Source organism: Streptomyces sp. NPDC048696, from assembly GCF_043198895.1.
Lineage (GTDB): Bacteria > Actinomycetota > Actinomycetes > Streptomycetales > Streptomycetaceae > Streptomyces.
In genome coordinates this window covers 11,324-34,269 of the sequence record NZ_JBICVJ010000032.1, presented here as the reverse complement: position 1 = coordinate 34,269, position 22,946 = coordinate 11,324, and the positions used below count along the sequence as shown (strand labels likewise).

At 71.8% G+C, this 22,946-nt stretch carries 20 protein-coding genes; 12 read left to right on the top strand and 8 right to left on the bottom strand.

Annotation, left to right across the window (positions count from 1 at the left end; all coding sequences use genetic code 11):
* Window positions 1-87 precede the first annotated feature (87 nt).
* On the top strand, window positions 88-1,983 hold the full coding sequence (locus tag ACGFRG_RS35735) for a reprolysin-like metallopeptidase (RefSeq protein WP_393270817.1): 1,896 nt from the start codon (window positions 88-90) through the stop codon (window positions 1,981-1,983).
* Between the two features lie 13 nt (window positions 1,984-1,996).
* On the opposite strand, the gene ACGFRG_RS35730 is transcribed toward ACGFRG_RS35735, so the two are convergent.
* The 3 genes from ACGFRG_RS35730 to ACGFRG_RS35720 all read right to left on the bottom strand — a co-directional run bounded on the left by ACGFRG_RS35730 (window position 1,997) and on the right by ACGFRG_RS35720 (window position 5,212).
* Window positions 1,997-2,743, bottom strand: coding sequence for a DUF4142 domain-containing protein (locus ACGFRG_RS35730; protein WP_361417737.1), 747 nt, complete (start codon window positions 2,741-2,743; stop codon window positions 1,997-1,999).
* Window positions 2,744-2,790: 47 nt separating this feature from the next.
* Entirely contained in the window at window positions 2,791-3,915 is a 1,125-nt protein-coding gene (locus ACGFRG_RS35725) for a trypsin-like serine peptidase (RefSeq protein ID WP_393270814.1), read from the bottom strand.
* Window positions 3,916-4,003: 88 nt separating this feature from the next.
* Window positions 4,004-5,212, bottom strand: coding sequence for a thioester domain-containing protein (locus ACGFRG_RS35720; protein WP_393270811.1), 1,209 nt, complete (start codon window positions 5,210-5,212; stop codon window positions 4,004-4,006).
* A 214-nt stretch (window positions 5,213-5,426) separates the two neighbouring features.
* Here ACGFRG_RS35720 and ACGFRG_RS35715 point away from each other — a divergent pair, with 214 nt between their 5' ends.
* Window positions 5,427-6,776: a glutamate-cysteine ligase family protein gene (locus tag ACGFRG_RS35715; RefSeq protein WP_393270808.1), complete on the top strand. Its 1,350-nt coding sequence runs from the start codon at window positions 5,427-5,429 to the stop codon at window positions 6,774-6,776.
* Between the two features lie 76 nt (window positions 6,777-6,852).
* Here ACGFRG_RS35715 and ACGFRG_RS35710 read toward each other — a convergent pair whose 3' ends face one another.
* Window positions 6,853-7,557 (bottom strand): alpha/beta fold hydrolase, encoded by a 705-nt coding sequence (locus tag ACGFRG_RS35710; protein ID WP_393270805.1) that lies wholly within the window; start codon window positions 7,555-7,557, stop codon window positions 6,853-6,855.
* A 294-nt stretch (window positions 7,558-7,851) separates the two neighbouring features.
* Between ACGFRG_RS35710 and ACGFRG_RS35705 the strand changes: the two genes are divergently transcribed.
* Complete coding sequence (locus tag ACGFRG_RS35705; protein ID WP_393270850.1) at window positions 7,852-9,948, top strand: phosphocholine-specific phospholipase C; 2,097 nt, start codon at window positions 7,852-7,854, stop codon at window positions 9,946-9,948.
* A gap of 22 nt (window positions 9,949-9,970) precedes the next feature.
* Here ACGFRG_RS35705 and ACGFRG_RS35700 read toward each other — a convergent pair whose 3' ends face one another.
* From ACGFRG_RS35700 to ACGFRG_RS35685, 4 genes are all read right to left on the bottom strand, one after another.
* Entirely contained in the window at window positions 9,971-10,837 is an 867-nt protein-coding gene (locus ACGFRG_RS35700) for a methyltransferase domain-containing protein (RefSeq protein ID WP_393270802.1), read from the bottom strand.
* A 17-nt stretch (window positions 10,838-10,854) separates the two neighbouring features.
* Window positions 10,855-10,980 (bottom strand): hypothetical protein, encoded by a 126-nt coding sequence (locus tag ACGFRG_RS35695; protein WP_361417719.1) that lies wholly within the window; start codon window positions 10,978-10,980, stop codon window positions 10,855-10,857.
* A gap of 219 nt (window positions 10,981-11,199) precedes the next feature.
* A complete protein-coding gene (locus tag ACGFRG_RS35690; RefSeq protein ID WP_361417716.1) occupies window positions 11,200-11,391 on the bottom strand; it encodes a DUF6381 family protein in 192 nt (63 codons plus the stop codon).
* Window positions 11,392-11,489: 98 nt separating this feature from the next.
* The gene (locus tag ACGFRG_RS35685) at window positions 11,490-12,467 is read right to left on the bottom strand and encodes a trypsin-like serine peptidase (RefSeq protein ID WP_393270799.1); all 978 of its coding nucleotides are present in this window, start codon (window positions 12,465-12,467) and stop codon (window positions 11,490-11,492) included.
* Between the two features lie 266 nt (window positions 12,468-12,733).
* Here ACGFRG_RS35685 and ACGFRG_RS35680 point away from each other — a divergent pair, with 266 nt between their 5' ends.
* The 9 genes from ACGFRG_RS35680 (at window position 12,734) to ACGFRG_RS35640 (ending at window position 22,938) form a co-directional block, all read left to right on the top strand.
* Window positions 12,734-13,780 (top strand): aldo/keto reductase, encoded by a 1,047-nt coding sequence (locus ACGFRG_RS35680; protein WP_393270796.1) that lies wholly within the window; start codon window positions 12,734-12,736, stop codon window positions 13,778-13,780.
* A 151-nt stretch (window positions 13,781-13,931) separates the two neighbouring features.
* Window positions 13,932-14,351, top strand: coding sequence for a hypothetical protein (locus ACGFRG_RS35675; RefSeq protein WP_393270793.1), 420 nt, complete (start codon window positions 13,932-13,934; stop codon window positions 14,349-14,351).
* Window positions 14,352-14,771: 420 nt separating this feature from the next.
* The gene (locus tag ACGFRG_RS35670) at window positions 14,772-15,995 is read left to right on the top strand and encodes an ATP-grasp domain-containing protein (RefSeq protein WP_393270791.1); all 1,224 of its coding nucleotides are present in this window, start codon (window positions 14,772-14,774) and stop codon (window positions 15,993-15,995) included.
* A gap of 17 nt (window positions 15,996-16,012) precedes the next feature.
* On the top strand, window positions 16,013-17,242 hold the full coding sequence (locus tag ACGFRG_RS35665; RefSeq protein WP_393270788.1) for a lysine N(6)-hydroxylase/L-ornithine N(5)-oxygenase family protein: 1,230 nt from the start codon (window positions 16,013-16,015) through the stop codon (window positions 17,240-17,242).
* The gene (locus ACGFRG_RS35660) at window positions 17,239-17,634 is read left to right on the top strand and encodes a cupin domain-containing protein (protein WP_361417698.1); all 396 of its coding nucleotides are present in this window, start codon (window positions 17,239-17,241) and stop codon (window positions 17,632-17,634) included. The genes ACGFRG_RS35665 and ACGFRG_RS35660 overlap by 4 nt, the downstream gene beginning before the upstream one ends.
* The gene (locus ACGFRG_RS35655) at window positions 17,627-18,739 is read left to right on the top strand and encodes an NAD(P)/FAD-dependent oxidoreductase (RefSeq protein WP_393270785.1); all 1,113 of its coding nucleotides are present in this window, start codon (window positions 17,627-17,629) and stop codon (window positions 18,737-18,739) included. Before ACGFRG_RS35660 ends, ACGFRG_RS35655 begins: the two co-directional genes overlap by 8 nt.
* A complete protein-coding gene (locus ACGFRG_RS35650) occupies window positions 18,736-20,370 on the top strand; it encodes a class I tRNA ligase family protein (RefSeq protein ID WP_393270782.1) in 1,635 nt (544 codons plus the stop codon). The genes ACGFRG_RS35655 and ACGFRG_RS35650 overlap by 4 nt, the downstream gene beginning before the upstream one ends.
* Window positions 20,367-21,662 carry an acetyl-CoA carboxylase biotin carboxylase subunit family protein gene (locus ACGFRG_RS35645; RefSeq protein WP_393270779.1) on the top strand — a complete coding sequence of 432 codons (1,296 nt, stop codon included), beginning with the start codon at window positions 20,367-20,369 and terminating at the stop codon, window positions 21,660-21,662. The genes ACGFRG_RS35650 and ACGFRG_RS35645 overlap by 4 nt, the downstream gene beginning before the upstream one ends.
* Window positions 21,655-22,938, top strand: a complete 1,284-nt coding sequence (locus tag ACGFRG_RS35640; protein ID WP_361417686.1) for an MFS transporter — start codon at window positions 21,655-21,657, stop codon at window positions 22,936-22,938. The genes ACGFRG_RS35645 and ACGFRG_RS35640 overlap by 8 nt, the downstream gene beginning before the upstream one ends.
* Window positions 22,939-22,946 lie beyond the last annotated feature (8 nt).

Here is a 22,946-nt window from a genome sequence, read left to right as displayed (position 1 = left end):
TGGCCGAGTCTGGGCGTGATCGTGTCGATGACGTCCCGAGGCGACCTCAGCGTGCCCCGTCCCAGGCAGTTATCCGGCGCTGCACTCATGGCAGCCGCCGCATTGATGTCCACCGTGCCGCCCGTCGTCGCCGCCCCGGCTGTCGGGGCGGCGGCCGCCACCGGGGCCCACCGGACCGGCGCCGCAACGCCCGGTGTGTCCCGTACGGGCCGTATCGACTGGGCGGCGGGCGCTTTCGGCGCGGTGTGCGCCCGGCAGGGAACGCGGCCCGACCGCCGGACCCTGCGGTTGTTCGACGACATCCGGGTGGACGCGGTGGCCGACCGGGTCTCGCGGGACCGGGAGGGCACCCTCCTGTGGTCCGGCCACATCGTCGGCCGCCCGGACCAGCCCGTCACCCTGGCGGTGGACGGCGCCTGCGGGCGCGGTGTGCCCCGGGTGGCCGGCGAGGTGCACCTGGGCCGTACGGAATACAGCATCGACGCCGACCGGGCCGGTGCCTCCACCGTCCGCGAGCTCCCGGTGAACCGGCGCAGCCTGCTGCAGGACGACGTCGTACGCGTCGCGGATCCGGCCGGTCCCCGCACGGAGCTCCCCCCGCCGCAGCCGCGACCGCGTGCCGCGATCAGCGCGCCCGTCATCGACCTGCTGATCGGGTACACACCGCAGACGGTCCGCAACACCAAGGGTGGCGTGGCGGCGCTCGACCTGAAGGTGAAGGCCGCCGTGGAGGGGACGAACACCGCCTACGCCACCAGTACGGTGACGGCCCGGCTCAACCTGGCAGGCACCTTCACCACCAAGGAGTGGACGGGCTCCGCCGGGGACACGGGCGGCATCACCAGTGCCCTGTCCGACCCGAAGGACAGCAGATACTCCGATGCGTTCGCCGTCGACGCCCGCAAGACGCGCGACGACAAGGGCGCGGATCTGCTGCACGTACTGACCCAGTTCACTCCCGCTCCCGGCACCGTGTACACCGCCGGGACCGCGAACACACCCTCGCCGGTCCGTCTCATCCCGGGCGCCGACCCCTCGTACAGCACGGATCACGCGGCCTTCGGCGCGCAGCAGTCCGACACCCTGGGCACTTACCACCTCGCCCATGAGATCGGGCACAACTTCGGTCTCAACCACGACTACCTCACCGACCCCATCGACTCCACCGCCAAGGGATACCGGCCCGGCAACCTCAACCCGTACTACCCCGACAACCACGGTTTCCTGCCCAAGAGCCGCACCTGGACCGACATCATGGGCTACACGATGGCCTGCGCCAGCGAGGACCGCTGCGAGACCAAGCTCTGGTTCTCCAACCTCAAGCAGAGCTACGAGAACGCCCCACGCGGTGTGCCGCTCGGCGAGCCGCAACCGGCCGACTGTGTACGCGTCATGAACCTCACCGGCCCCGTGCTCGCCAACTACCGTACGCCGTCGGGCGGTACGGCCCCGGCCCGCTACGCGCTCACGGCCGCGCCCGACAACCCCGAGCGCGGTACGGTGACGCCCGCGGCGACCGGTCTGTTCGACAAGGGCGACCAGGTCACGGTCACCGCCGCGCCGAAGCAGGGCTACCAGCTCGACTACTGGACCGTCGACGGCAAGATCCAGTCCAGCCGGGCCCCCGAGTTCACGGTCACGATGGACAGCAACCACTACGTGAGCGCGCGCTTCGTCGAGACGACGGACAAGCTCACCCAGCTCCCGGCGACCATCACCAAGGTGTCCCCCGCCACGGGCCCGAAGGCGGGCGGTTACACCGTCACCCTCACCGGCGCCGGGCTGTCCGGTACGACGGACGTATACATCGGCACCCGCACCGCCAACGGCTTCAGCGGCCGCCCGGCGAGCGGGGTGAAGGTGGTCGACGACTCGACGCTCACCTTCACCGCACCCGCCTGGCCGACGGCGGCGGCCGTGCAGATCGCGACCGCGGTGAACGGGACGATGACCGGGTCGGCCGACTTCACGTACACGTCCTGACCGCGCGGCCCGGTCAGTAGCCGGGGGAGCCAGGAGCGGCCCCCGGCTGCTGTGGGCTCGCGGACGGGCCGGGCTGGGCGGGGGCGGCCGGCGGGGGCGTCGAGCCCGGGGCGGGCGGCGGCGGGCCGGTGGGGCTGGCCGTCGAGGTGGCCGCGCCCCGGGCGATTCCGTCGAAGTCCACGAATCCCGTGCTCTCCAGGACCTTCATATGGTCGAGCACGGTGGTGTTCGCGTCGTCGGCCAGCTCCCGCACCAGGGTGTTGCGGGTGTTCGCACGTATCTGGGCGACCAGGGCGAAGACCTGACCGTGCGCCGAGCGCAGGAAGTTGGCGAAGTCGCTCTCGTACTTCGTTCCGCTGTCGCCCGCCAGGGTGCGCAGCCAGCCCTGCTGCAAGGCGTTGGGCTGGCTGGGGAGTTCCATGTTCAGCTGGGCCGCGACCTCCCGTACGCGCGCGTCGAGGAAGGTGTGCCCCTGGACCAGATGCTCGCCGGCCGTCTTGACCGCCGCGGTGGGGGCGCGCTCGATGGCCTGCTGCCCCGCGGGTATCTCCCAGAGCCCGGCGAGGCGCACCCGGGCGACGAAGTCGCGGTCGGCGGCGGACAGCGGTCCCCAACGGGTCGGCACGGTACTGGCGTTGAGGTTGGCCAGGCCGGTACCGGACCGGTCGGCGTACGACCAGATCGGGAAGGCCAGCGCGGCGATGGTCGCCATCAGTGCGACCACGACGAGGCCGGTGCCGGAAAAGACGATGCGCCGCAAAGGTTCCTCCTGAAGTGGGGTGGCTGGTGTTGGGGGGCGAGGGTGGCTCAGCCGCCGGCGAACCGTGCGCTGACCGTGTCGAAGACCTTTCTGGCCTCCGGTCCCAGTCGCGGTCCGGCCAGCCAGACGGCCGGAGTCGGGCCGATGGACGTGTTGGAGATGAGCGCGAGCCTTCCGTCCGCGCGGCGGGTGAGCCAGCCGCCGCCGGAGGCGCCGCCGTTCATCGTGCAGCCCACGCGGTACAACGACGGCTGGTCGTCGGCCACGGAGAGCCGTCCGGCGGGGCCGGTGCAGCGGAACATCGAGAAACCGTCGAAGGGTTCGCGGGCCGGATAGCCCCACACGCCGACCGGCACCGTGTTGCGTGTGGGCGAGGTGTCGAAGTCGACCTGCGGGGCGGCGGTGCCGATCGTCTCCTCCAGCGAGCCGGTGATCCCGCGTGCCTGGCGTACATGGAAGACCGCGAAGTCGAACGGCGCCCCCGCGCCGCCGGTCGCGGCGCCCGTACTGATCCACTCGGGCGAGGTCTCGGCCCAGTCGGCCCACCAGGTGCCCAGCGGGGCGAGCGCCGCCAGGGACCCCCGGGTGCCGGTGCGCCCGGGGTCCGCGCTGTCGTTGAAGTCGGGGACGAACACGACGTTGCGGTACCAGCCCCCGGCGCGCCCCGCGTGGACGCAGTGACCGGCCGTCCATACGAGGTTCGACCGCCCCGGATGCGCGGGGTCGTGCACCACGGTGCCGGAGCAGACGGCGGGCCCTTGCGGAGTGTCGAAGAAGATCTTGCCGGAGGCGGCGGCGTGCTCACGGTAGGGATGGTTCTCCGGCTGGGCCGGTACGGGCGAGGGCGCCGGGTCCGACACGCCCTGGGCGTCGGCGACTCCCGCGCCCATCGTGTTGTTCCACCCCCGCGCCGCGCGCATCCGGTCCGCACCCCATACGCCGTCGATCACCGGGTTGATGAAGTCACCGGCCCGGCGCAGCCATTGGCGTGCGTCCCAGTTCCGCCAGTCGCCGGACGAACCGTCGCTCCCCCGCGGACCCGCGGGGGACGCCGCTCCCGCCAGGGCTCGGCCGCCCGACGAACGGTCGGCCACGAGATACCCGGCGCCGAGCAGCACCAATGCGGCGATGAACGCGGCCCAGGCGCGTGACGCGCGGCGCGTGAGTGACATGCGGGTGGCCTCCTGCCCTGGGGGACGACTCGACTCGGGGAGCCATACGGTGCGGGAGCGCGGAATGTTCAGTGCCCACCGGTCCGTCTCACCGCAGCCGCAGTCGGCGCAGCACGAAGACCATGGCGCCCATCAGCACGAACACCGCGCCCCCGATGAGCGAGTTGGTCCTGGACAGGGCGGTCTGCACGAAGGCGTCACGGGTCACGGCCGAGCCCAGGCCCCGCCCCGCCGAGCCCTTGTCGGCGCCGGGCGTGGGGCAACCCGGCGCGCCCGCTCCGGCGCACCCGTTCGCCGCCCCGGCCGACGCGGTCGGGCTCGGAGACGGCGACGGGGCCGGGGCCGGGCCGGATGCCGCCCAGGACACGGTGGCTTGTGCGGTGGTGGTGAACTCACTCGCCCCGGCGGCGATTTGGGACTGGCTGCCCTCGCTGGTGAACACGCGGCCGACGAGACCCGGTGCCGTCGTACGGAAGGTCACCGTGCCGCCGCTGTCCGACGCGGCGGAAGGCACCTCGAAGAAAAGGGTGCTGCCGTCGCCCACGTCACCGCTGACCTGATGACCCGCCGCGTCGACGACCGTGACGTTCTGGCCGGTCAACTCACCGGAGGGGGTCACGGTCACCCGGCCGCCCGGTGCGGTGCGCACGACGACCGGGCCGAGCCGTTCTCCCGGCCTGCCGGACACCGTCGCGTTGTCGAGGCTGAGCGGATCCGAGGGCTCGTCCACACTCTGCGCCTGGTCGCGCAGCCAGTCGGCGAACCGGTCGGCCTGCGGGTCGGTCGCGTCGACCTCGACGTGGTTCGCGAGGCGCCAGATGGCCACCTGGGTTCCGGCGGCCGCTTGGGCAGCGCTCAGCGGGGACGTCAGACCGGCTCGCCTGGCCAGCTCGGTGAGGTCGCCGGTCTGCGGAAACGAGTTCTGCGCGAGCCAGCGGATCCGGCCGGCGTCGGGGTTGGTGGTCAGCGGCGTCGCGCCGGTGGCGGACTCCCGGTATCTGGCCCCGGTCCGGGTCGAGTCGCGCAGGTCGATCCCGTACGTCTCCAGGGTGCCGCCGCCGTCGATGTCCATCAGCAGCAGCCCGGCGGGCACGACCGCGTTCCTGTCGCGCCCGTGGATGACGGCCCGGTCGAAGGCTCCACGCCGCAGCCCCCGCAGGGTGGCCGTCGCAGCCGTCTGCCGACCCGCCGACGGATCGGCGGCCTGTGCCGCGGGAGCGCTCGCCACGAGGACCGCGAACGCCGTGATCGCGACGGCCGGCCGGGTGCGGGCCCGTAGGGCGGTCCGGGTGGGCACCCACTCGCGTACCCGAAGTCGGCGGCGCCCGGGCAAGGCACGTTCTCCATCGAGGTGACTCATTCACCCCAGTACGCAAAAGCCGAGCGGCACGCTCAACACCGGGACGGAAAACACCCAGTGGGGTGGGACGAGTCGGTGTCCGGGACTGCCCTGTTGCTGGCCGACGCCGGGTCATCCACGCTGTGAGCGGACGACGAGCGGGAGGGCTGCTGTGCGCACCGACCAGCTGAAGCGCGACGAGCTCCGATCACTGTTCGCCCGGCCGACGGACACCTCCGAAAGCGTCGGGCTGGAAGTGGAGAGCGGGCTCGTGGATCCGGATACCGGGCGAGCCGCCCCGTATGCGGGCAAGAACGGAGTCAAGGCCGTCCTGGAGGCCATGCTCGACGAATGGGACGGCGAACCCGAGGACGATGCCGGTGAACTGACCGGCGTGGCACTGCCGGACGGCGTGCGCATCACGCTGGAGCACGGCGGCCAGATCGAGTACTCGTCGGTCCCGGCCGCCAACGTCACCGGCGCGGTGGCCGACATGCGGGCGTCCTTGGAGCGTCTGAGCGAGCTCGCCGGGCGGTTCGGCTGGGCGCTGGTGCCCGGCTCGCGCTTCCCGTTCGACCGGGTCGACACCATTTCCTGGGTGCCGATGAGCCGGGGGAGGGTGATGCGTCGGCACTTCAGCCGCATCGGCTCGGTCGGCAGCTACGCACCCGAGATCCTGACCCTGGCGATGAGCACCCAGGTGCACCTCGACTACCTCTCCGACGAGGACTTCACCCGCAAGCTGCGGATGCAGGCGGCCGCGTCGCCCGTCGTCGCGGCCCTGCTGGTCAACTCGCCCTTCCACGGCGGTCAGTTGAACGGGCTCCTCTCGCAGCGTTCGCGGGACTGGCTGTGGGTGGACCCGCAGCGCTGTGGCCTGCTGCGGCCCGCGCTGGGCGGTGATGTGAGCGTCGACGACATCATCGACTGGGCGCTGGGCATCCCGATGATCTACTACGTGGACGCGGAGGGGCGCTACCGGACGGCGCCGCAGCGGCCGTTCGCCACCATCGTGGAGCAGGGCTTCGACGACGGACTCATGCCGACCTTCGACCACTGGGTCTCCCATCTGACCCAGGTCTGGACGCATGTGCGGCCACGCCGGACCCTGGAGCTGCGCGCGGCGGACGGCCCGTCGTACCGGCACATCCCGGCCGTGCCCGCGCTGTGGGTGGGCCTCAGCTACCACCCGCCGTCACGGGAGGCGGCCTGGGAGCTCCTGAGGCACTACACCGTGGCGGAGCACGCGGCGGCCACGGCGAGGCTGCCCGCCGAAGGGCTGCGCACGCTGCTCGGCAAGGACCGCATGGACGAACTCGCCCTGGAACTGGTCAGGTTGGCCCGGGCGGGCCTGCGGGCACGCGTGGACACGGGCCTGGAGGCGCCCGAAGTGCTGGACTACCTCGACCCGCTGGACGAGGTGCTGCGTACCGGAAAGACCTTCGCCGAACAGTGCGCCGAACGCTGGGACGGGGACCTGCGGCGCGATCCGCGCCGCTATGTCGACGCCTTCCGTGTCTGAGGGGTGTGGGGGGCGCTCTTGAGAAGTCCATCGAGCGCACCCCGTTCCTCGTTCCCGGGGGCTTCGCAGCTCCGGCTCACGCGGGCGAACCGGCCGCCTCAAGCAGGATCGCGGTCAGCTCGCGCGGCTGCGAGAACATCGGCCAGTGCCCGGTGTCCAGGGTGTCCAGCCGCCAGTGCTCGCTGGTCAGCAGCTCGGCGACATCGCCGGTCGGTTCGGCGCCGTCGAGCAGGCACTTGACGTACGTCGCCGGAAGCTCGCCCAGCGGACGGGTCAGCACCGCCGGCTCGGTCAGCGAGGCGCCCGGATGGGGCGTCACACCGTCCAGGATCCGGGCGATCTGCTTCTCGTCGAGGCCGTGGCCCTCGAACTCGGACGCGGGCAGCGGCGGCCAGAAGCCCCCGTTCTCCGCGATCGAGGCCTCAAGGGCCGCGCGCCACTCGGGCCAGCGGGAGACGAACGACTCGCCGTCGGTGGGGATGTTGGAGTCGACGAACACCACCCGGGTAAGCCGGTCGCCGATCCGCTCGGCGGCCTGACCGACGGGGATGCCCGAGTAACTGTGCCCGACCAGGACCACGTCGCGCAGATCGAGGCGCTCGATCTCGTCGACGATGTCCTGGACGTGCGTCTGCTGCCCGGCCGGCACGCCCCGCTTCTCGGCGAGACCCGACAGCGTCAGCGGATGCACGCCGTGCCCGGCCGAGCGCAGCCCCGCCGCCACGTCCTCCCATGCGCCGGACCCGAGCCAAGCGCCTGCCACAAGTACGAATTCGGTCATGGTGAGGAGCGTAGACGGGGGGTCTGACAACGGCCCGGAAACCGGCCGTGGCCGCACGGCGGGCGGGCGGTGGACGGGGGCGGACGGTGGCAGCCGTGATCCTCGGGGCTCGGCCCCGGCACCCCTTGGACTTCCGGTACGGACCTGTGGACGTTCACCGGCAATCCGGCACCCGGTCTTCTCCCGGACATCGCACGTCAGTAGCGTCGCGGTCGTAGCACCTCACCACGTACGGCCCAGGAGGACCCCTTGACCACGGACATCGCAGACGGCACGGACGGCGCGGGCACCGGCATTTCGCGGCGACGCCTGTTCGCCCTCGGCGGCGGCGCCATGGGGGCGGTCGCGGCGGGTTCGCTGCTTCCGCCGTCGCTCCAGGCCGCGATGGCCGTCGAGCCGGCGTCCGGCGGGCTCCGGGCGGTCAAGCACGTCGTGATCCTGATGCAGGAGAACCGTTCGTTCGACCACTACTTCGGCGCCCTGCGCGGCGTACGCGGCTTCGGTGACCGCAACGCGCTGCGACTGCCCGGCGGCAGGCCGGTGTTCGAACAGCCGGGGCCGCTGGGCACCACCGTGCTGCCCTTCCCGGTAGGCGGCGCCGCCGCCGCGCAGAAGAAGGACCTGCAGTACATAGGTGCCCTGGACCACTCCTGGAGCGGCGGTGCCAAGGCGTGGAACGGCGGCTGGATGGACAACTGGGTGTCCGCCAAGACCTCCGCCACCATGGCGTACTACGACCGCCAGGACATCCCCCTGCACTACGAGCTCGCGGACACCTTCACCGTCTGCGACGCCTACCACTCGTCCATCCACTCCTCGACGAGCCCCAACCGCAACCACCTCTGGAGCGGAAAGACCGGGTTCGAGGCCAACGGGAAGCGGGCCGTCGGCAACGACGCCTATGACGAGGGGAAGCACGCCGGATACGGCTGGGGCACGTACGCCGAGCGGCTGGAGAAGGCCGGGCACAGCTGGAAGACGTACACGGAATGGGAGAACTTCACCGACAACCAGATCGAGTTCTTCACCACCTTCAAGGCCATCGCCCGCAAGGCCCTCGCCAAGACCGGCGGACACACGTACATGGAGTCCTTCTACTCCGTTGTACGCGACACCACTGACAACGCCGAGCGGGCGCGGCTGCTCGGCCTCCTGGAGCAGGGCGTCGCCACCCTGACCAAGGCCGAACGCAGCCTGTTCGAGCGGGGGCTGCGCCGTGTGCCGACCGGCACGCTCGCCGAGTCCTTCGCGCAGGACGTGGCGGCGGGCACCCTCCCGGAGGTCTCCTACCTGGTGCCGTCCGCGCTCGACTCCGAGCACCCCAGCGTCTCCTCACCGGTGCACAGTGCCACGATCGTCTACAAGGTCCTGGACGCGCTCGGCCGCAACCCCGACGTCTGGCGGCACACGGTCGTCCTGCTCAACTACGACGAGAACGACGGCTTCTTCGACCACGTCCCGCCGCCGGTGGCTCCGCCGGAGGTCGCCGAGGAGCAGTGGGACGGCAAGCCGACGGGCCTGGGCGCGCGCGTGCCGATGCTCGTGATCTCGCCGTGGAGCGTCGGCGGCTACGTCTGCTCCGAGGTCTTCGACCACACCTCGGTGATCCGCTTCCTGGAGAAGTGGACGGGGGTGCGCGAGCCCAACATCAGCCAGTGGCGGCGCACCGTCACCGGCGACCTGACCTCGGCGTTCGACTTCTCCCGCACCCGGCGCCGCCCCGAGGTGACGCGGCCGGGCCCGATCCCGCCGATGGGCGACCGCTGGCGTCCGCTGCCCCCGGCCGTGCAGCACATGCCCGTCCAGGAGGAGGGCGTGCGTCCGGCCCGTCCGCTGCCGTACCAGCCGGACGCGTACGCGCGCGTGGCGGACGGCACGCTGAAGGTGGAGCTGGCCAACACCGGCCGCGCGAGCGCCCACTTCGCGCTCTACCCGTACGCCAGGGAATTCACCGTGCCCCAGCACAAGGACGTGAGGGGACGGGGCGAGTGGAGTGTGCCACTCGCCCAACTCGTGGATGGCACCTACCACTTCACCGTCACCGGCCCCAACGGCTTCCGGCGGGAGTTCCAAGGAGCCGCGACGGCGACCGGCCCGGAGGTGACCTCGCGGGTCGACTCCGACCACCGCGACCTCCACCTCACCCTGCGCAACACCGGTACCACCACGGTGACCTTCTCGGTCCGCCCGCTCGGCTACGCCGACGAGTCCGACCTGCGCGACTGGACCCGGACGATCACCGTCAAGCCGGGCCGCACGCGGACCATCGCGCACTCGGCCGCGGACGCGCATGGCTGGTACGACCTGGAGATCACCGCCGACCGCTCGGGCGGCTTCCGGCGACGCCTGATGGGCCACATCGAGAACGGGCGGGCCAGCGTCTCGGGTTGAGCCGGTCCGGCTCTCGGTCCCGTCACTCGCGCGGCGCCCAGATCCGCTGGGTGCCGTCGCGGACGGTGACGCGGTACTCGGTCCAGGTGGGCCAGCCCAGTTCGGCGTACGGGCGCCGGGGGCGCTGGGCGCGGGTCTTCATGAAGGAGACGCCCGTGACGAGGTGGCCGTCGGCGCCGCCGTGCCCGTCGGCGACCAGCCGCAACAGCGCCTCGTGGCCGAACGGGGTGTCCAGCGGTGTCAGGATGACGCCGCCCGCCCTCGTCTGGTCGAGCCACGCCTGGGGGACGCGGCGCACCGCGACGGTGGACAGGACGCGGTCGTACGGCGCGCGGGCGGCCCAGCCCTGCTCGCCGTCGCCCGTGACGACCAGCGGCAGCACGCCCAGTTCATGGAGCTTGCGCTCGGCGTGGTCGGCGAGTTCGGGGCTGATCTCCACCGTGACGAGACGGTCGGCGCGGACCCGGCGGGCGAGCATCGCCGCGCTGTAGCCGGTGCCGCTGCCTATCTCCAGGACCGTGTCCGGTTCCTGCGGGTCGAGGTGGTGGAGCATGTCGACCACGACGGCCGCGCACGAGATGGAGCTGGTGAAGTCGGTGCGGTCGGTGGGCCCGTCCTCGGGGCGCACGGCACCGTCGGCGATCTGCGTGATGAGGGGGGTGCGGGGGTCGTAGACGGCCTTCAGCCACGGGTCGGGGTCGGCGCCGCGGTCGAGGACCGGGAAGAGGCCGTCGTCGTTCTGGACCGGCCACCAGACCACATCGGGGACGAAGTGCTCCCGTGGGACGGTCACGAACGCCTCGTACAGCCAAGGGCGGTCATGGAAGTGACCGACCTTCCGTGCCGCTATCTTCACCGCGCACCGGGCGCGCAGCGTGGCCGCGTCCATCACAGCCCCGGACAGCCCTAGTCCTCGTCGTCGGGCGTGTCGTCGCCGGTGTCGTCGTGGTCGTCGGGGACGGGGTTGCCCGGGTCTCCGGGGCTGGAGTAGTCGCCGCCCACCTGGCCGTTGCCGTCCCGCCTGTGCCCCATCTCGGTTCCCCCTCAACGGTGTTGGACGGGACCCAGTGTGCGCGTGGGCGGGAGTTGATCGCCAGGGGACCGGTGCCCTCGCGCGCGTGAGGCGCGCTCGGACAGGTCGACGGCCATGGCCCCCGGCGTGCCGGTGCCCTCGCGCGCGTGGTGCGAGCGAGGGCACAAGCCGCCTCGCCACCGCAGCCGGACACCCCCGGCTCGGTGGCGTACGACCGGTTACATGGGGTCGATGTTCTCGCGCCCCATGCTGCCGCTCTCCTTCTCGCTCTGCTGCTCGATGCGGCGCGCCTTCTCCTGGAGGCGCTTGCGCTGCTCCGGGTCGGTGGCGCGTTCCGCCGCGTCGTTGAGCTGCTGCGCCTTGTCGCGCATCTGCTGGGCTCGTTCGCGGGATTCTCCTGCAACGCTCATGATCACTCCTCGGATCTGGGGAGAGCGGGCAGAGCCAGCGAATCAGCCGGGGAGTACGGCCGCATCTTGAACCCTCACTCCCTGTGACGGCCCGCCGCTCAGGCGGCCGGGCCCGCCGGTGGCGCGTCGGTTACGGCGTCGCGGTACAGGTCCCGCGTGGCGTCGCCGAAGTACGCGCTGTAGGAGATCTGCGGGGTGTTGCCGCCGGTGTGGTAGCCGCCGATGACCCCGATCACGCCCCAGCCGTCGAAGGTCGGCACCAGCATCGGCCCGCCGCTGGTCCCGCCCACGAACGCGTCGCAGGCGATACGGGGGAAGGTGCCCGGGTCGGCCGGGTCGTCACTGGCCCATTTGGTGGTCCAGCTCCAGCATTCGAGCGGCTTCTGCGCCCCTCCCGGATACCCGATCATGCGTACGGGGGCGTGGAAGTAGCCCGTTCCCGTCAGCAGCCGGACCCCGCCGACCGCGTCCTGGAGGCGCGTCCCGTCCTGGTTGGGCTCGGTGACGGCGAACCCGAAGTCGTACTCCGCGCCCGCGTGCGCGCCCAGGTCGTAGTACTCCTGCGAGACGTAGACGCCGTTGCTCCTGATCGGGAAGGTGCCGAACGGCTTGAGCCCGTCGTGGTACTGCGGCACGAAGGCGAGATGGCGCTTGGGCGAGGTGCCGGAGTAGCCGTTGAGGCAGTGTCCGGCACTGAGCACGAGGTTGTGGCCGGGGCTGCGCACCACCGAGCCGCTGCAGGTGCGCCCGGTGTTGGTGGCGTCCGTCCAGAAGAACGTCCCGGCCTGCGGGATGCCGTCGAAGCTGTGGCTGGGCGGGATGTACTCGCCGGGCCGGGGTCCGTCCACCGTCGGGGTGACGGCCCGGGTGGACGGCCCGGCCGGGGCGCCCTTGCCGGCGTCGCCGGGCAGCGCGGCCGCCATGCGGGCCGCGGTCCAGTACGCGTCGAGCTGCACCGCGACCGGGTCCGGCCGGGCCGTGACGCCGTCGGCAAAGGCCGCCGGGGCGACCCCGGCGGAGAGCAGGAGGGCCGCCGCGACCACGGCGGCATGCCGGATGAATCTGGTCCTACGCACCATCAGTTCCCCTCTGGGCGGACGCATATGACGGTTCACCATAGGGCGCCGACGAGGCGGGAAGCAGCGCCAGGAGTGGCCAGAGTGCTGCGTCGCGGTGACCGGGTGACGTCGGGAGCGGCGGGGTGCGTCCGTCGAACCAGTAATGGGACAGCAATTCCATTAAGCGATCTGCTCTGCTACGTTGAGGCCGCGCCCTAACGGAACTGCAAAACCGTTAACGCGCTGGCTGCTCACGACTGACTGCTTACGGAGGGGAATTCGCCATGGAATACAGAAGGCTGGGAACGTCCGGGCTCATGGTTCCGGCGCTGAGCTTCGGTGCCGGTACGTTCGGCGGGCGCGGGGAGCTCTTCGGCGCCTGGGGCGACACCGACGCCCAGGAGGCGCGGCGCCTGGTGGACGTCTCCCTGGACGCCGGGGTGACGATGTTCGACACCGCCGACGTCTACTCCGGTGGCGCCTCCGAGGAGGTGCTCGGCGCCGCGATCAAGGGGCGCCGCGACCAGGTGATCGTCTCCACCAAGGCCGGACTGCCGATGGGGGAGCGGCCCATGGACGCGGGGACCTCCCGCTCGCGCCTGATCAAGGCCGTCGAGGACGCGCTGCGCCGCCTCGGCACGGACTACCTCGACCTGTTCCAGCTCCACGCGTTCGACGCGGGCACCCCGGTCGAGGAGGTGATGTCCGCGCTCGACGACCTCGTACGAGCGGGGAAGATCCGCTACACCGGGGTCTCCAACTTCTCCGGCTGGCAGCTGATGAAGTCGCAGGCGGTCGCCGACCGGTACGGCTATCAGCGGTACTCCGCGCATCAGGTGTACTACTCGCTCGTGGGCCGCGACTACGAGTGGGAGCTCATGCCGCTCGCCCGGGACCAGGGCGTGGGCGCCGTGGTCTGGAGCCCACTGGGCTGGGGGCGGCTCACCGGCGGGATCCGCCGGGGTCAACCGCTGCCCGCCCAGAGCCGGTTGCACCGTACGGCCGACTACGGCCCGCCGGTCGAGGACGAGCTCCTCTTCCGGGTCGTCGACGCGCTCGACGAGATCGCCGAGGAGACCGGCAGGACCGTGCCGCAGATCGCCCTGAACTGGCTGCTGAGCCGCCCCACCGTCTCCTCCGTCATCATCGGCGCCCGCAACGAGGACCAGCTCCGTCAGAACCTCGGCGCCGTCGGCTGGTCCCTGACGGCCGATCAGATCGCCCGCCTCGACACCGCGAGCCACAAGCCCGCGCCCTACCCCTACTTCCCGTACGAGCGCCAGGAAGGCTTTGCGCGCCTGAACCCGTCTCCGGTGCGCAGTGCCGGTTGAGGCGTGAGGGGTAGGTGGCTGTTGCAAGACAGTGACAATGCGCCTACAACGCATTCGTGTGATGGATCGTCTTTTCAGGTGAGAAGGGCGCCAATGGCAAATATCGCGCCATGGCGGCCAATTCAGAACTCTGCCTTGGAAAGGGACATCCATGACCGTCACCAAGCGCCACTCCCTGCGTATCGCCGCCGTCGCTGTCATCGGCGCCGTGTCCGTCGCCCTGGCGGGCACCGCCGCGATGGCGGCCACCCCGGCCGCCGCCCCCACCACGTCCGTCGCGCAGAAGGCCCCCGCCGTCAAGGCCACCATCAGCGCGAAGCCTTCGGTGAGCTCGGTCAAGGCGTGGCAGCTGTTCCGGGTCACCGGCACGACGACCGGCCTCAAGGCGGGCGCCAAGGTGACCCTGCAGCAGAAGCAGGGCGCCAAGTGGGTCACCCTGCCCGCCTCCGCGCCCGTCGCGCGCGGCGGCTCCTACTCGCTGGGCGTCAAGCTCGGCATCAAGGGCAAGAACGACCTGCGCATCGTCAGCGGCAGCACGGCCTCGCCCGTCTTCAACGTCACCGTGCGCTGACCGCCCCGCCTGGACGGTTCGCCCCACCCGACTGTGCTCCGACGCCGACAGAACAGGCGCCGGAGCACAGTCGCGTTCAAGCCGGTCGGCCGGGGGAGCGAGGGGCGTCGGCGTATGTCGCAGGGCGCGCCCCGCACCCCCATTCACCGTATGAAATCACCCAAAACCAGACGGCGCGCGGGAAGTTGTGCGGCTCACATCGCATGGCGCGCACATTCTTCCCGTCAGCCATTGACCGAGATCAAGCCTCCCGGATAGAAAGATCAAGGCGAGTCACACAAGCGGCTCCGATGCCCGTCCCGCCGGGGAAACAACCGGTTCTCCGGGCCTGTTCAGCCCACAAGGCCGGCCCGACTCACCTCTGACCCGAGAGATTTCGCCTTGCCTCGCATAGATTCACTCCGTCCCGCGCGCGTCGTCGTGGTCGAACCCGCTTCCTCCGGAGGTGCGACCCTCATCGGCGTCGCCGCCGAGATGGGTCTGCGGGTCGTCGTCGCCTCCGCCGACTCCGGTGACCGTCGGCTCTCCGACGCCGTGCGTGGCGCGGCGGAGTCGGTCCTCACGGTGGAGACCAACGACCAGTCCGCGCTCGAAGCCGCGGTGCTCGAACTGCACCGGCAGGAGCCGTTCGAGGCGGTGCTGCCGGGCTCCGACATCTATGTGTCGGCCACCGCGCGCGTCGCCGCGGCGCTCGGCCTGCCGGGTCTGCCCGTGGAGAGCGTGGACCGCGTCCGGGACAAGAGCGTGATGCGGGCCGCCGTGGCCGAGGCCGGGCTGCGTACGCCGCGGTTCGCCCAGGCGACCACCGAGGACGAGCTCCGTACGGCCGCCGAGCACGTCGGCTTCCCCTGTGTGATGAAGCCGGTGGCCTGCTCCGGCAGCATCCACGTCAGCCGGGCCGACGACGTGGGGCAGCTCGCCGCCGCCTTCCAGCGCCTGGTCACCGACCCCGTCCCGGACATGGGCCAGTTGCACGAGCACCGGGTGCTCGTCGAGGAGTACGTCGAGGGCCCCGAGTTCAGTGCCGACGGCTATGTCCTGGACAGCGGTGAGGTGAAGGTCGTCGCGCTCACCCGCACGCTGCTCGGCCCCGAGCCCGACTTCATGGAGATGGGCCACCTCACCCCGGCCCAGGTCGACGACGCGACCCTGGCGGCCGTCGAGACGTATGTGTGCGATGTCGTGCGTGCCGTCGGCGTCACCAGTGGCCCGTTCCACTGCGAGCTGCGGATCGCCGCCGACGGGCCGGTCCTCATCGAGATCGGCGCCCGGCTGCCCGGCGACCGGATCGTGGAACTGCTGCGCCTGGTCACCGGCGTGAGCCTGCCCAAGGTGGCCATCGCCGCCGGCCTCGGTATCGGCTTCGAGGAGGCCGGAGTCTTCACCGAGCCCGAGGCCAAGAGCGCCGGCATCCGCTTCTTCGCCGCCGAGGGCCGCTCGTCCTACCGCGAACTGACCGGCTGGCAGGAGATGGCGGCGCTGCCCGAAGTCACCGAGACCTCGGTGTACTTCGCGCCCGGCGAGACCATCCCCGGCGTCGAGGACTGCCGCTCACGGCTGGGCCACGCCCTGTTCACGGCGGACTCGCCGCAGGGCGCGCTCGACCGCTGGCAGGCCCTGGGCGACCTCGTCGTCCCCAACTGACCCGCGGGGACAAGACCATGAACGCACACATACTTGACTACGCCGCCGTCGGCGTCGGGCCCGCGAACATGAGCCTGGCCGCCCTCGCGCACCCGGTCGACGGCCTGCGGGGCGCCCATCTGGAGCGCCGGGAGACCTTCTCCTGGCACCCCGGTCTGCTGCTGCCCGAAGCCACCCTCCAGGTCTCGCTGCTCAAGGACCTGGTGACCCTCGTCGACCCCACCAGCCCGTTCTCGTTCCTGTCGTTCCTGGCCACCGAGGGACGCCTCTACCGCTTCCTCGCGGCTGACTTCCCGGCCGTGCTGCGCGCGGAGTTCAACCAGTACCTCCAGTGGGTCGCCGACCGGCTGCCCAGCCTGACGTTCGGCGCGGACGTCCAGAGCGTGGACTTCCACGACGGTGCCTTCCAGGTGCGCACGAATGACAGCGAGGTGACGGCTCGTCATCTCGTCCTCGGCACGGGTCTGACCCCGTCGATCCCCGAGACGTTCCGCCCGTTCCTGGGGCCCTCGGTGTTCCACTCCGGGGAGTTCCTGCTGCGGGCGCCCGACGTCAGCGGGCGACGGGTCGTCGTGGTCGGCGGTGGGCAGAGCGGGGCGGAGATCGTGCGCCACCTCGCCACCGAAGCGTCCCCGGAGAGCATCACCTGGGCCAGCCGGCGCACCTCGTTCCAGCCGATGGACGACTCGCCGTTCGCCAACGACCTCTACTCCCCGGACTACGTCCGCCACTTCCACGCGCTGCCCGCCGAGCGCAAGGCCCGCCTCCTGGAACGGCAGAAGTACACCAGCGACGGCATCGACCTCCAAGTCCTCCAGGACATCTACCGGTTGAGCTATCGCGACGAATACCTGGAGAACAACCCCGGCAGACTGCGGTTCCTGCCGGACTGCACGGTCACCGCCCTGGAGGGCGGCCCGGACGAGTTCAAGCTGCACACCGAGTCCTCCGGCCTCGACGCTCCCGCCATGCTCGCGGCGGACATCGTCATCCTGTGCACCGGATACGCCTATGAGCTGCCCGGCTTCATGTCCACGCTCGCACCCCGGCTGCGGCGCACCGACGGGCTGCTCCGCGTCCGCGACGACTTCTCCCTCGACTGGGACGGCCCCGCCGAGAACCGCATCTACATCCAGAACGGCGCCCGGCACGCCTGGGGCGTCGCCGACCCCAACCTGAGTCTGCTGGCGTGGCGCAGCGCGGTCATCGTCAACAGCATGCTCGGTGAGACGAGGTACCAGGTATGACGGACCGTCAGCAGTCGCCGCCCGAATCGGTGGCGGCCAGTGCCTCCGGGGTGTCCACCGCCGCCGTGCCCTTCCTGCCCACCGACGTCGAGCCGGACGGGGTCACCGTCGCCGAGGCGGACTTCGCCCGCTCGTGCTTCCCGTCCGTACCGTTCCAGATGGCCCGCTTCACGGTGCCGCCCGGCGGCACCAGCTCGCCGGACCAGCACGACGTGCAGGAGATCTGGGTGCTGCACGCCGGATCCGGCACGCTGGTGGTGGACGGCGAGCGTTCGGTGGTGGGCCCCGGTGCGGTGGTCGGCTGGCCCTCGCAGGTGCTCCACGAGGTCTTCGCCGACCAGGGCGAGGAGCTGGTCATCTTCTCCTTCTGGTGGTCGGCCCCCGATGCCTGACACCACCAGCGAGTCCGGTGGCGTGCCCCACTACGACCTGGCCGTTGTCGGCGCGGGCGTGGTGGGCGCGCTCACCGCGTACTACGCCGTACGACAGGATCCCGCCCGCCGCGTCCTCGTGATCACTCACGGGGCGCGCGGGACGGGCGCGACCCGGGTGTCCGCCGGGTTCGACACGCCCACCGGACACAACCCCGCCCAACGTGAGCTGGCCGCCCGCAGCACCGCGCTGTTCGACAAGCTGGCCACCGAGCTGGCCGACCTGCCCGGCGCCGGGCGCCAACCGGTCGACGTCTACTGGCTGTTGGGGCGCGACAACGTGGCGGCGCTCGACGCGACGATGGCCGACGGCGGCACGACCTCCCCGGTGGAGCCGCGGCAGCGGCGCATGCTGGACGAGGTGTTCCCCGGGCTCGCCCACGGCGACGGCGAGGTGCTGCTCGCCTCCGCCCCCATGACCGCCGGGCAGCCCCAACTGCTCGCGGACCACCTGCTCGACGCGGTGCTGAGCAGCCCCGCGAACACCCTCCTCGAAGGCTTCCGGGTCGCCTCCGTGCGCCGCGCGGGCGAGCGCGTAGAGCTGGTCGCCACCGACGGCAGCCGGGTCACGGCGGACAAGGCGGTCGTCGCACCCGGCCCCTGGGCCCTGTCCGGCCCGGTGGCGGACGCCGCCCGCGAGCGGGGCGCCCGGGTCAAGAAGGTGGTGGCGTTCCACATCATGACGACGCCCCCGCCGGGCGCGCCCGCGCTGATCTTCGAGGACGCCGACGCCTTCCTGCTGCCCCATCACCCGGGCGGCCACTGGATCTTCAGCATCACCTCGCCCGACTGGGACCGGGGCCCCGACGAGCCGCTGGCCGTCGACGCCCGCGACCGGGACGTGGCCCTCGCCCTGCTGGAGCGGCACGTACCGGGATTCGTCCCGCACCTGCTGGGCGGCCGGGTCCTGGGCGACTGCTTCACCCCCGGCCACCTTCCCGTCGTCGACACCGTCGGCGACGACGACGTGGTGATGGCGATCGGCGGCTCGGGCTCCGGCTACCGACTCGCCCCGGCCATGGCCGAGGACGTACTGGACCTGCTCTACGGGAGAACGCGGATATGAGCCTGCTGCTGACGGGGGACGCACGCGTCCCCCAGCACTACCTCCTGGTGCCGCCCGAGGCCACCCCCAACGGCCCGCTGCACCTGGGTCACATCGGCGGCCCCTTCCTGTGGTCCGACATGATCGCGCGCCATCTGCGCGTACGCGGCGACCTGCCGCTGGTCATCACCGGCAGCGATGTGTACGAGTCGTACGTGACGCTCAAGGCGCACGCCGAGCAGTCGACGCCCACCGAGGTCGCCGCCCGCTACGGCCGCCGCATCCAGGACGACCTGGCCGCGCTGCGCATCGGTGTCGACGCCTTCATCAGCCCCGACCAGGAGCCGTGGCGCGATCTGTTCGAGCAGGAGGTCGCCACCTCCATCGCGCGCCTGAAGGACCGGGGCGCGGTGCTGACCCGCACCGAGCGGGTGCCGTACTGCGAGGCGTCGGACCGCTGGGTGGTGGGCGGCTGGCTCCAGGGCCGCTGCCCCGAGTGCGGTGCGGGGGTGGCCAGTTACTTCTGCGAGGAGTGCAGCGCGCACTTCCTGCCCGAGTCGGTCGTCGAGCCGCGTCCGCTCCTTGAGGAGGGCCCGCTGACCTGGCGGGAGATCTCCAGCCTGTTCCTGCGGGTGCCCGAGCGCGACGTCCTCGACGCCACCCTCGCCGAGCTGGGGATCGCCGAGCGCTACCGGGAGACCGTGGCGCGGTTCCTGGAGCGCGACGGCCTGACCGTACGGCTCAGCGCCCCGCAGACGTGGGGCCTGGCGCTGCCCGCCCCCGAGGCGGACGTCCCGCACGCCCTCTTCCCGTACGCCGGGATCTTCATGTTCGCGCGGCTCGCCGGAGCCGTCCACGGACAGCTCTCCGGCACCGGGGTGAACGCGTTCGACCCCGGCTCCGGTGTCACCACCATCACCACGCTCGGCATCGACAACGTCATCCCCACGCTGGTCTCCATCGTCGGCACCAGCCTGCTGCACGGCGACATGAAGCCGTACGACCGGTGTCTGATCAACCACTTCTACCAACTGGCCGGCCGCAAGTTCTCCACCAGCGCCCGGCACGCCATCTGGGCCGCCGACGTCGCCGCCTCGCCCGCCATCGCCGTGGACGCCGTGCGGTACTTCCTCGCCGGGGCCGACCTGGAGTCCGCGCCCGCGAGCTTCGAGACGGCGGACTTCCTCGCCACGGCCAACGCCACGCTCGCCGACGACCTCGGCAAGCGGATCGCCGCCGCCTGGGGCAGGCTCCCCGACGGCGAGCCCCACGCACCCGCCACGGCCTCGGCCGAACTCCTCGAATCCCTGCTCGCCGAGCAGTCCGCGGCCCTGGACGCCACTCGCGTCTCCACCCGGCGCGCGGTCGCGGCCCTGGACCGCTGGTGCGCCGACGACGCGGTGGCCCACGCGGCCGAGGACGGCGCCTACTGGTGGCTCAAGGGCCTGTCCCTGCTCGCCTTCCCGGTGATGCCGGACCTCGCCGAGCGGATCTGGCAGGCGCTCGGCGGCACCGGCGAGCCGCGCGCGGCCGCCTTCCTCGCCCCGACCCCGGCCGACCGGACCGTGCCCGCCCCCGGCTTCAGCCGGGTCGGCGCCGCCGACCTCGACGCCTGCCTGCCCGACACCCTGCGACCGGGAGCGGACGCGTGAGCGACGAGACCCTTCCCCTGTACGGCGACGAGCCCCTCCCGCTGTACGTCGTCCTCAACCGCTCCGGCGACGAGTTCGGCGAGTACCACCGCTTCCTCGACGGCACCCCCTGCCGGATGGTGTACCTCACCACGCCCGGCGGGCTGCCCGCGCTCGACAAGGAGAGCGCCCTGGAGATCCGGGTGCTCGACAGCCTCGCCTATGACGACGTGCTGCCCGTGCTGCGCGAGATCGCGGTGTGGCACGGCATACCGGACGCCGTCTTCGGCCAGTCCGAGTACGACATCTTCACGGCCGCCCGGCTTTCGGCGGAGCTGGGCGTCGCGGGTGGCTACGGCCTCGATCTCGTACGCCGCTTCAAGGACAAGCCCGCCATGAAGAGCGTCGTCGGCGCGGCCGGGATACGGGTGCCGCGCTTTCGCCACCTCGACGACGCGCCGAGCGCCGAGACGGTGGCCGAGGAGCTGGGCGGTCTGCCGCTGGTCCTCAAGCCGCGAGCCGCGGCGGGCTCCGAAGGCGTCACCGTGGTGGGCACGATGCAAGCCCTGCGCGAGGCACTGGACGGCGTCGAGCCCACCGCGTACGAGTGCGAGGAGTACGTGGAAGGAGAGATCTTCCACGTCGACGGCGTCTACCGGGCGGGCGCCCTCCACTTCGTCAGCGCCTCCCAGTACGTCAACACCTGCCTCGACTACGCCCGCGGGCTGCCGCTGGGATCGGTCCTCCTCGACGAGGGGCCCGAGCGCGACGAGCTCACCGCCTTCGCCGACGGCTGTCTTGGGGCCCTCGGGCTGCGCGACGGCGCCTTCCACCTGGAGGTGATCCGCCGCTCGGCGGGCGAGCTGGTGTTCCTGGAGGTCGGACTGCGGCCCGGCGGCGCCCAGGTGCCGTTCCTGCACGTCGACCTCTACGGCATCGACCTGTTCGCCGAGGCGTTCCGCGCGGCGATCGGGCTGCCCCCGCTGTGGCGGGCGAACGGCACTCAGACGCCCGCCGGGGGAGGGTGGCTCATCTACCCCGCCCCGCGCGAGGTGCCCAGCACGGTCACCCACCGCACCTCGCCCCGCGAGAGCGTCCCGGAGGTCTACCACGAGGAGCTGCCCGCGATCGGGCAGCTGATGACCGGCCCGGGCAGCTACGACGACGGCAGCGGCATCTTCCGCCTGCGGGGCGACAGCGCCGCCGACGTACGCCGTGCCGTGCTCGCGGTGATGGACGGGTACGGGCTGCGCACCGAGCCGACCGAGCCGGTCGAGCCGTCGCAGGACGCCGTGGCGCCGTCGCATGGCTGACGCACGCGACCCCGGCACCGTGTTGCGCGGCTGGCTCCGGGAGACCCTTCCGTCCGCCGGCAACGCGCGCAGGCTCGGGGTGCTCACCCTCATCCAGTCGCTCGGGCTCGGGGTGTTCCTCACCTCAAGCGCGGTGTTCTTCACGCAGACCATCGGCATCTCCGCCCAGCGCGTGGGCCTGGCGCTGTCGGTGGCCGGGCTGTGCGGGCTGCTCTGCACCGTGCCGATCGGCCGGCTCGCCGACCGGCTCGGCGCGGGCCGGGTGCTGACCGCAAACTTCCTGCTCGCCGCCGTCGGCTTCACCGCGTACTGCGCCGTGGACGATTTCGCCGGTTTCCTCGCGGTCGCCTGCGGCATCGCCGTACTGGAAACCTCGGCGGGTGCCCTCCAGGCGTCGCTCACCGACGCGCTGGTGGGCGAGGAGGAGCGGGTCCGGGTCAGCGCGCAGATGCGCAGCCTGTTCAACCTGGGATTCCTGGGCGGCGCCGTACTGGCCGGAGCCGCCATCGCGGCCGACACCTCGACCGTCCTGTACGCCACCGTCCTGACCAACGCGGCACTCCAACTCGTCTCCGTGGCCCTCCTGTTGACGATGCGCGGTACGGGGGTGAAGGCCGCCGAGGAGCCGCCGCCGAGCGAGGAAACGGCGGGTGTGCTGCACAGCTCCGCGCTGCGGGACGTGCGCTATGTCGCGATCGCGCTGGTGTGCGGGGCGCTGGAGCTGTATCAGCCGCTGCTCACCGTCGGCCTGCCGCTGTGGATCGTCACCCGCACCGACGCGCCCGCGCTGATGGTCTCGGGCCTGCTGATCCTCGACACCGTCCTGGTGCTGCTCTTCCAGGTCATGGTCAGCAGGGGCGCTCGGACCCCCGCCGGAGCAGCACGTATGCTGCGCTGGGCGGGCTGGTCGCTGGGGGCGTCCTGCCTGGTCTTCGCGCTGAGCGCGGGGCACGGCTCCCTCCTGGACAGCGCGGCCCTGCTGGGCGGCGCGCTGGTCCTGGTCCTGGGCGAGCTGTGTCAGGCGTCCGCGGGCTGGGGGCTCGCCTTCGGGCTCGCCCCGGCGGACCGGCAGGGCGAGTACCAGGCGGTGTTCTCCCTGGGGCGCGGACTCCAGCAGTTCGCCGGGCCGTGGCTGATGACCTCGCTGATCGTCGGCGCCGCGGCGACCGGGTGGGTGGTCCTCGCGGCGCTGTTCGCGCTGCTGGGCCTGGCCGGGCCGCCGCTGGTGCGGGGCCTGGAGAAGGCCCGCGCCCGGACGGAGCCCGTGGCGCTGTGAACCGGGTC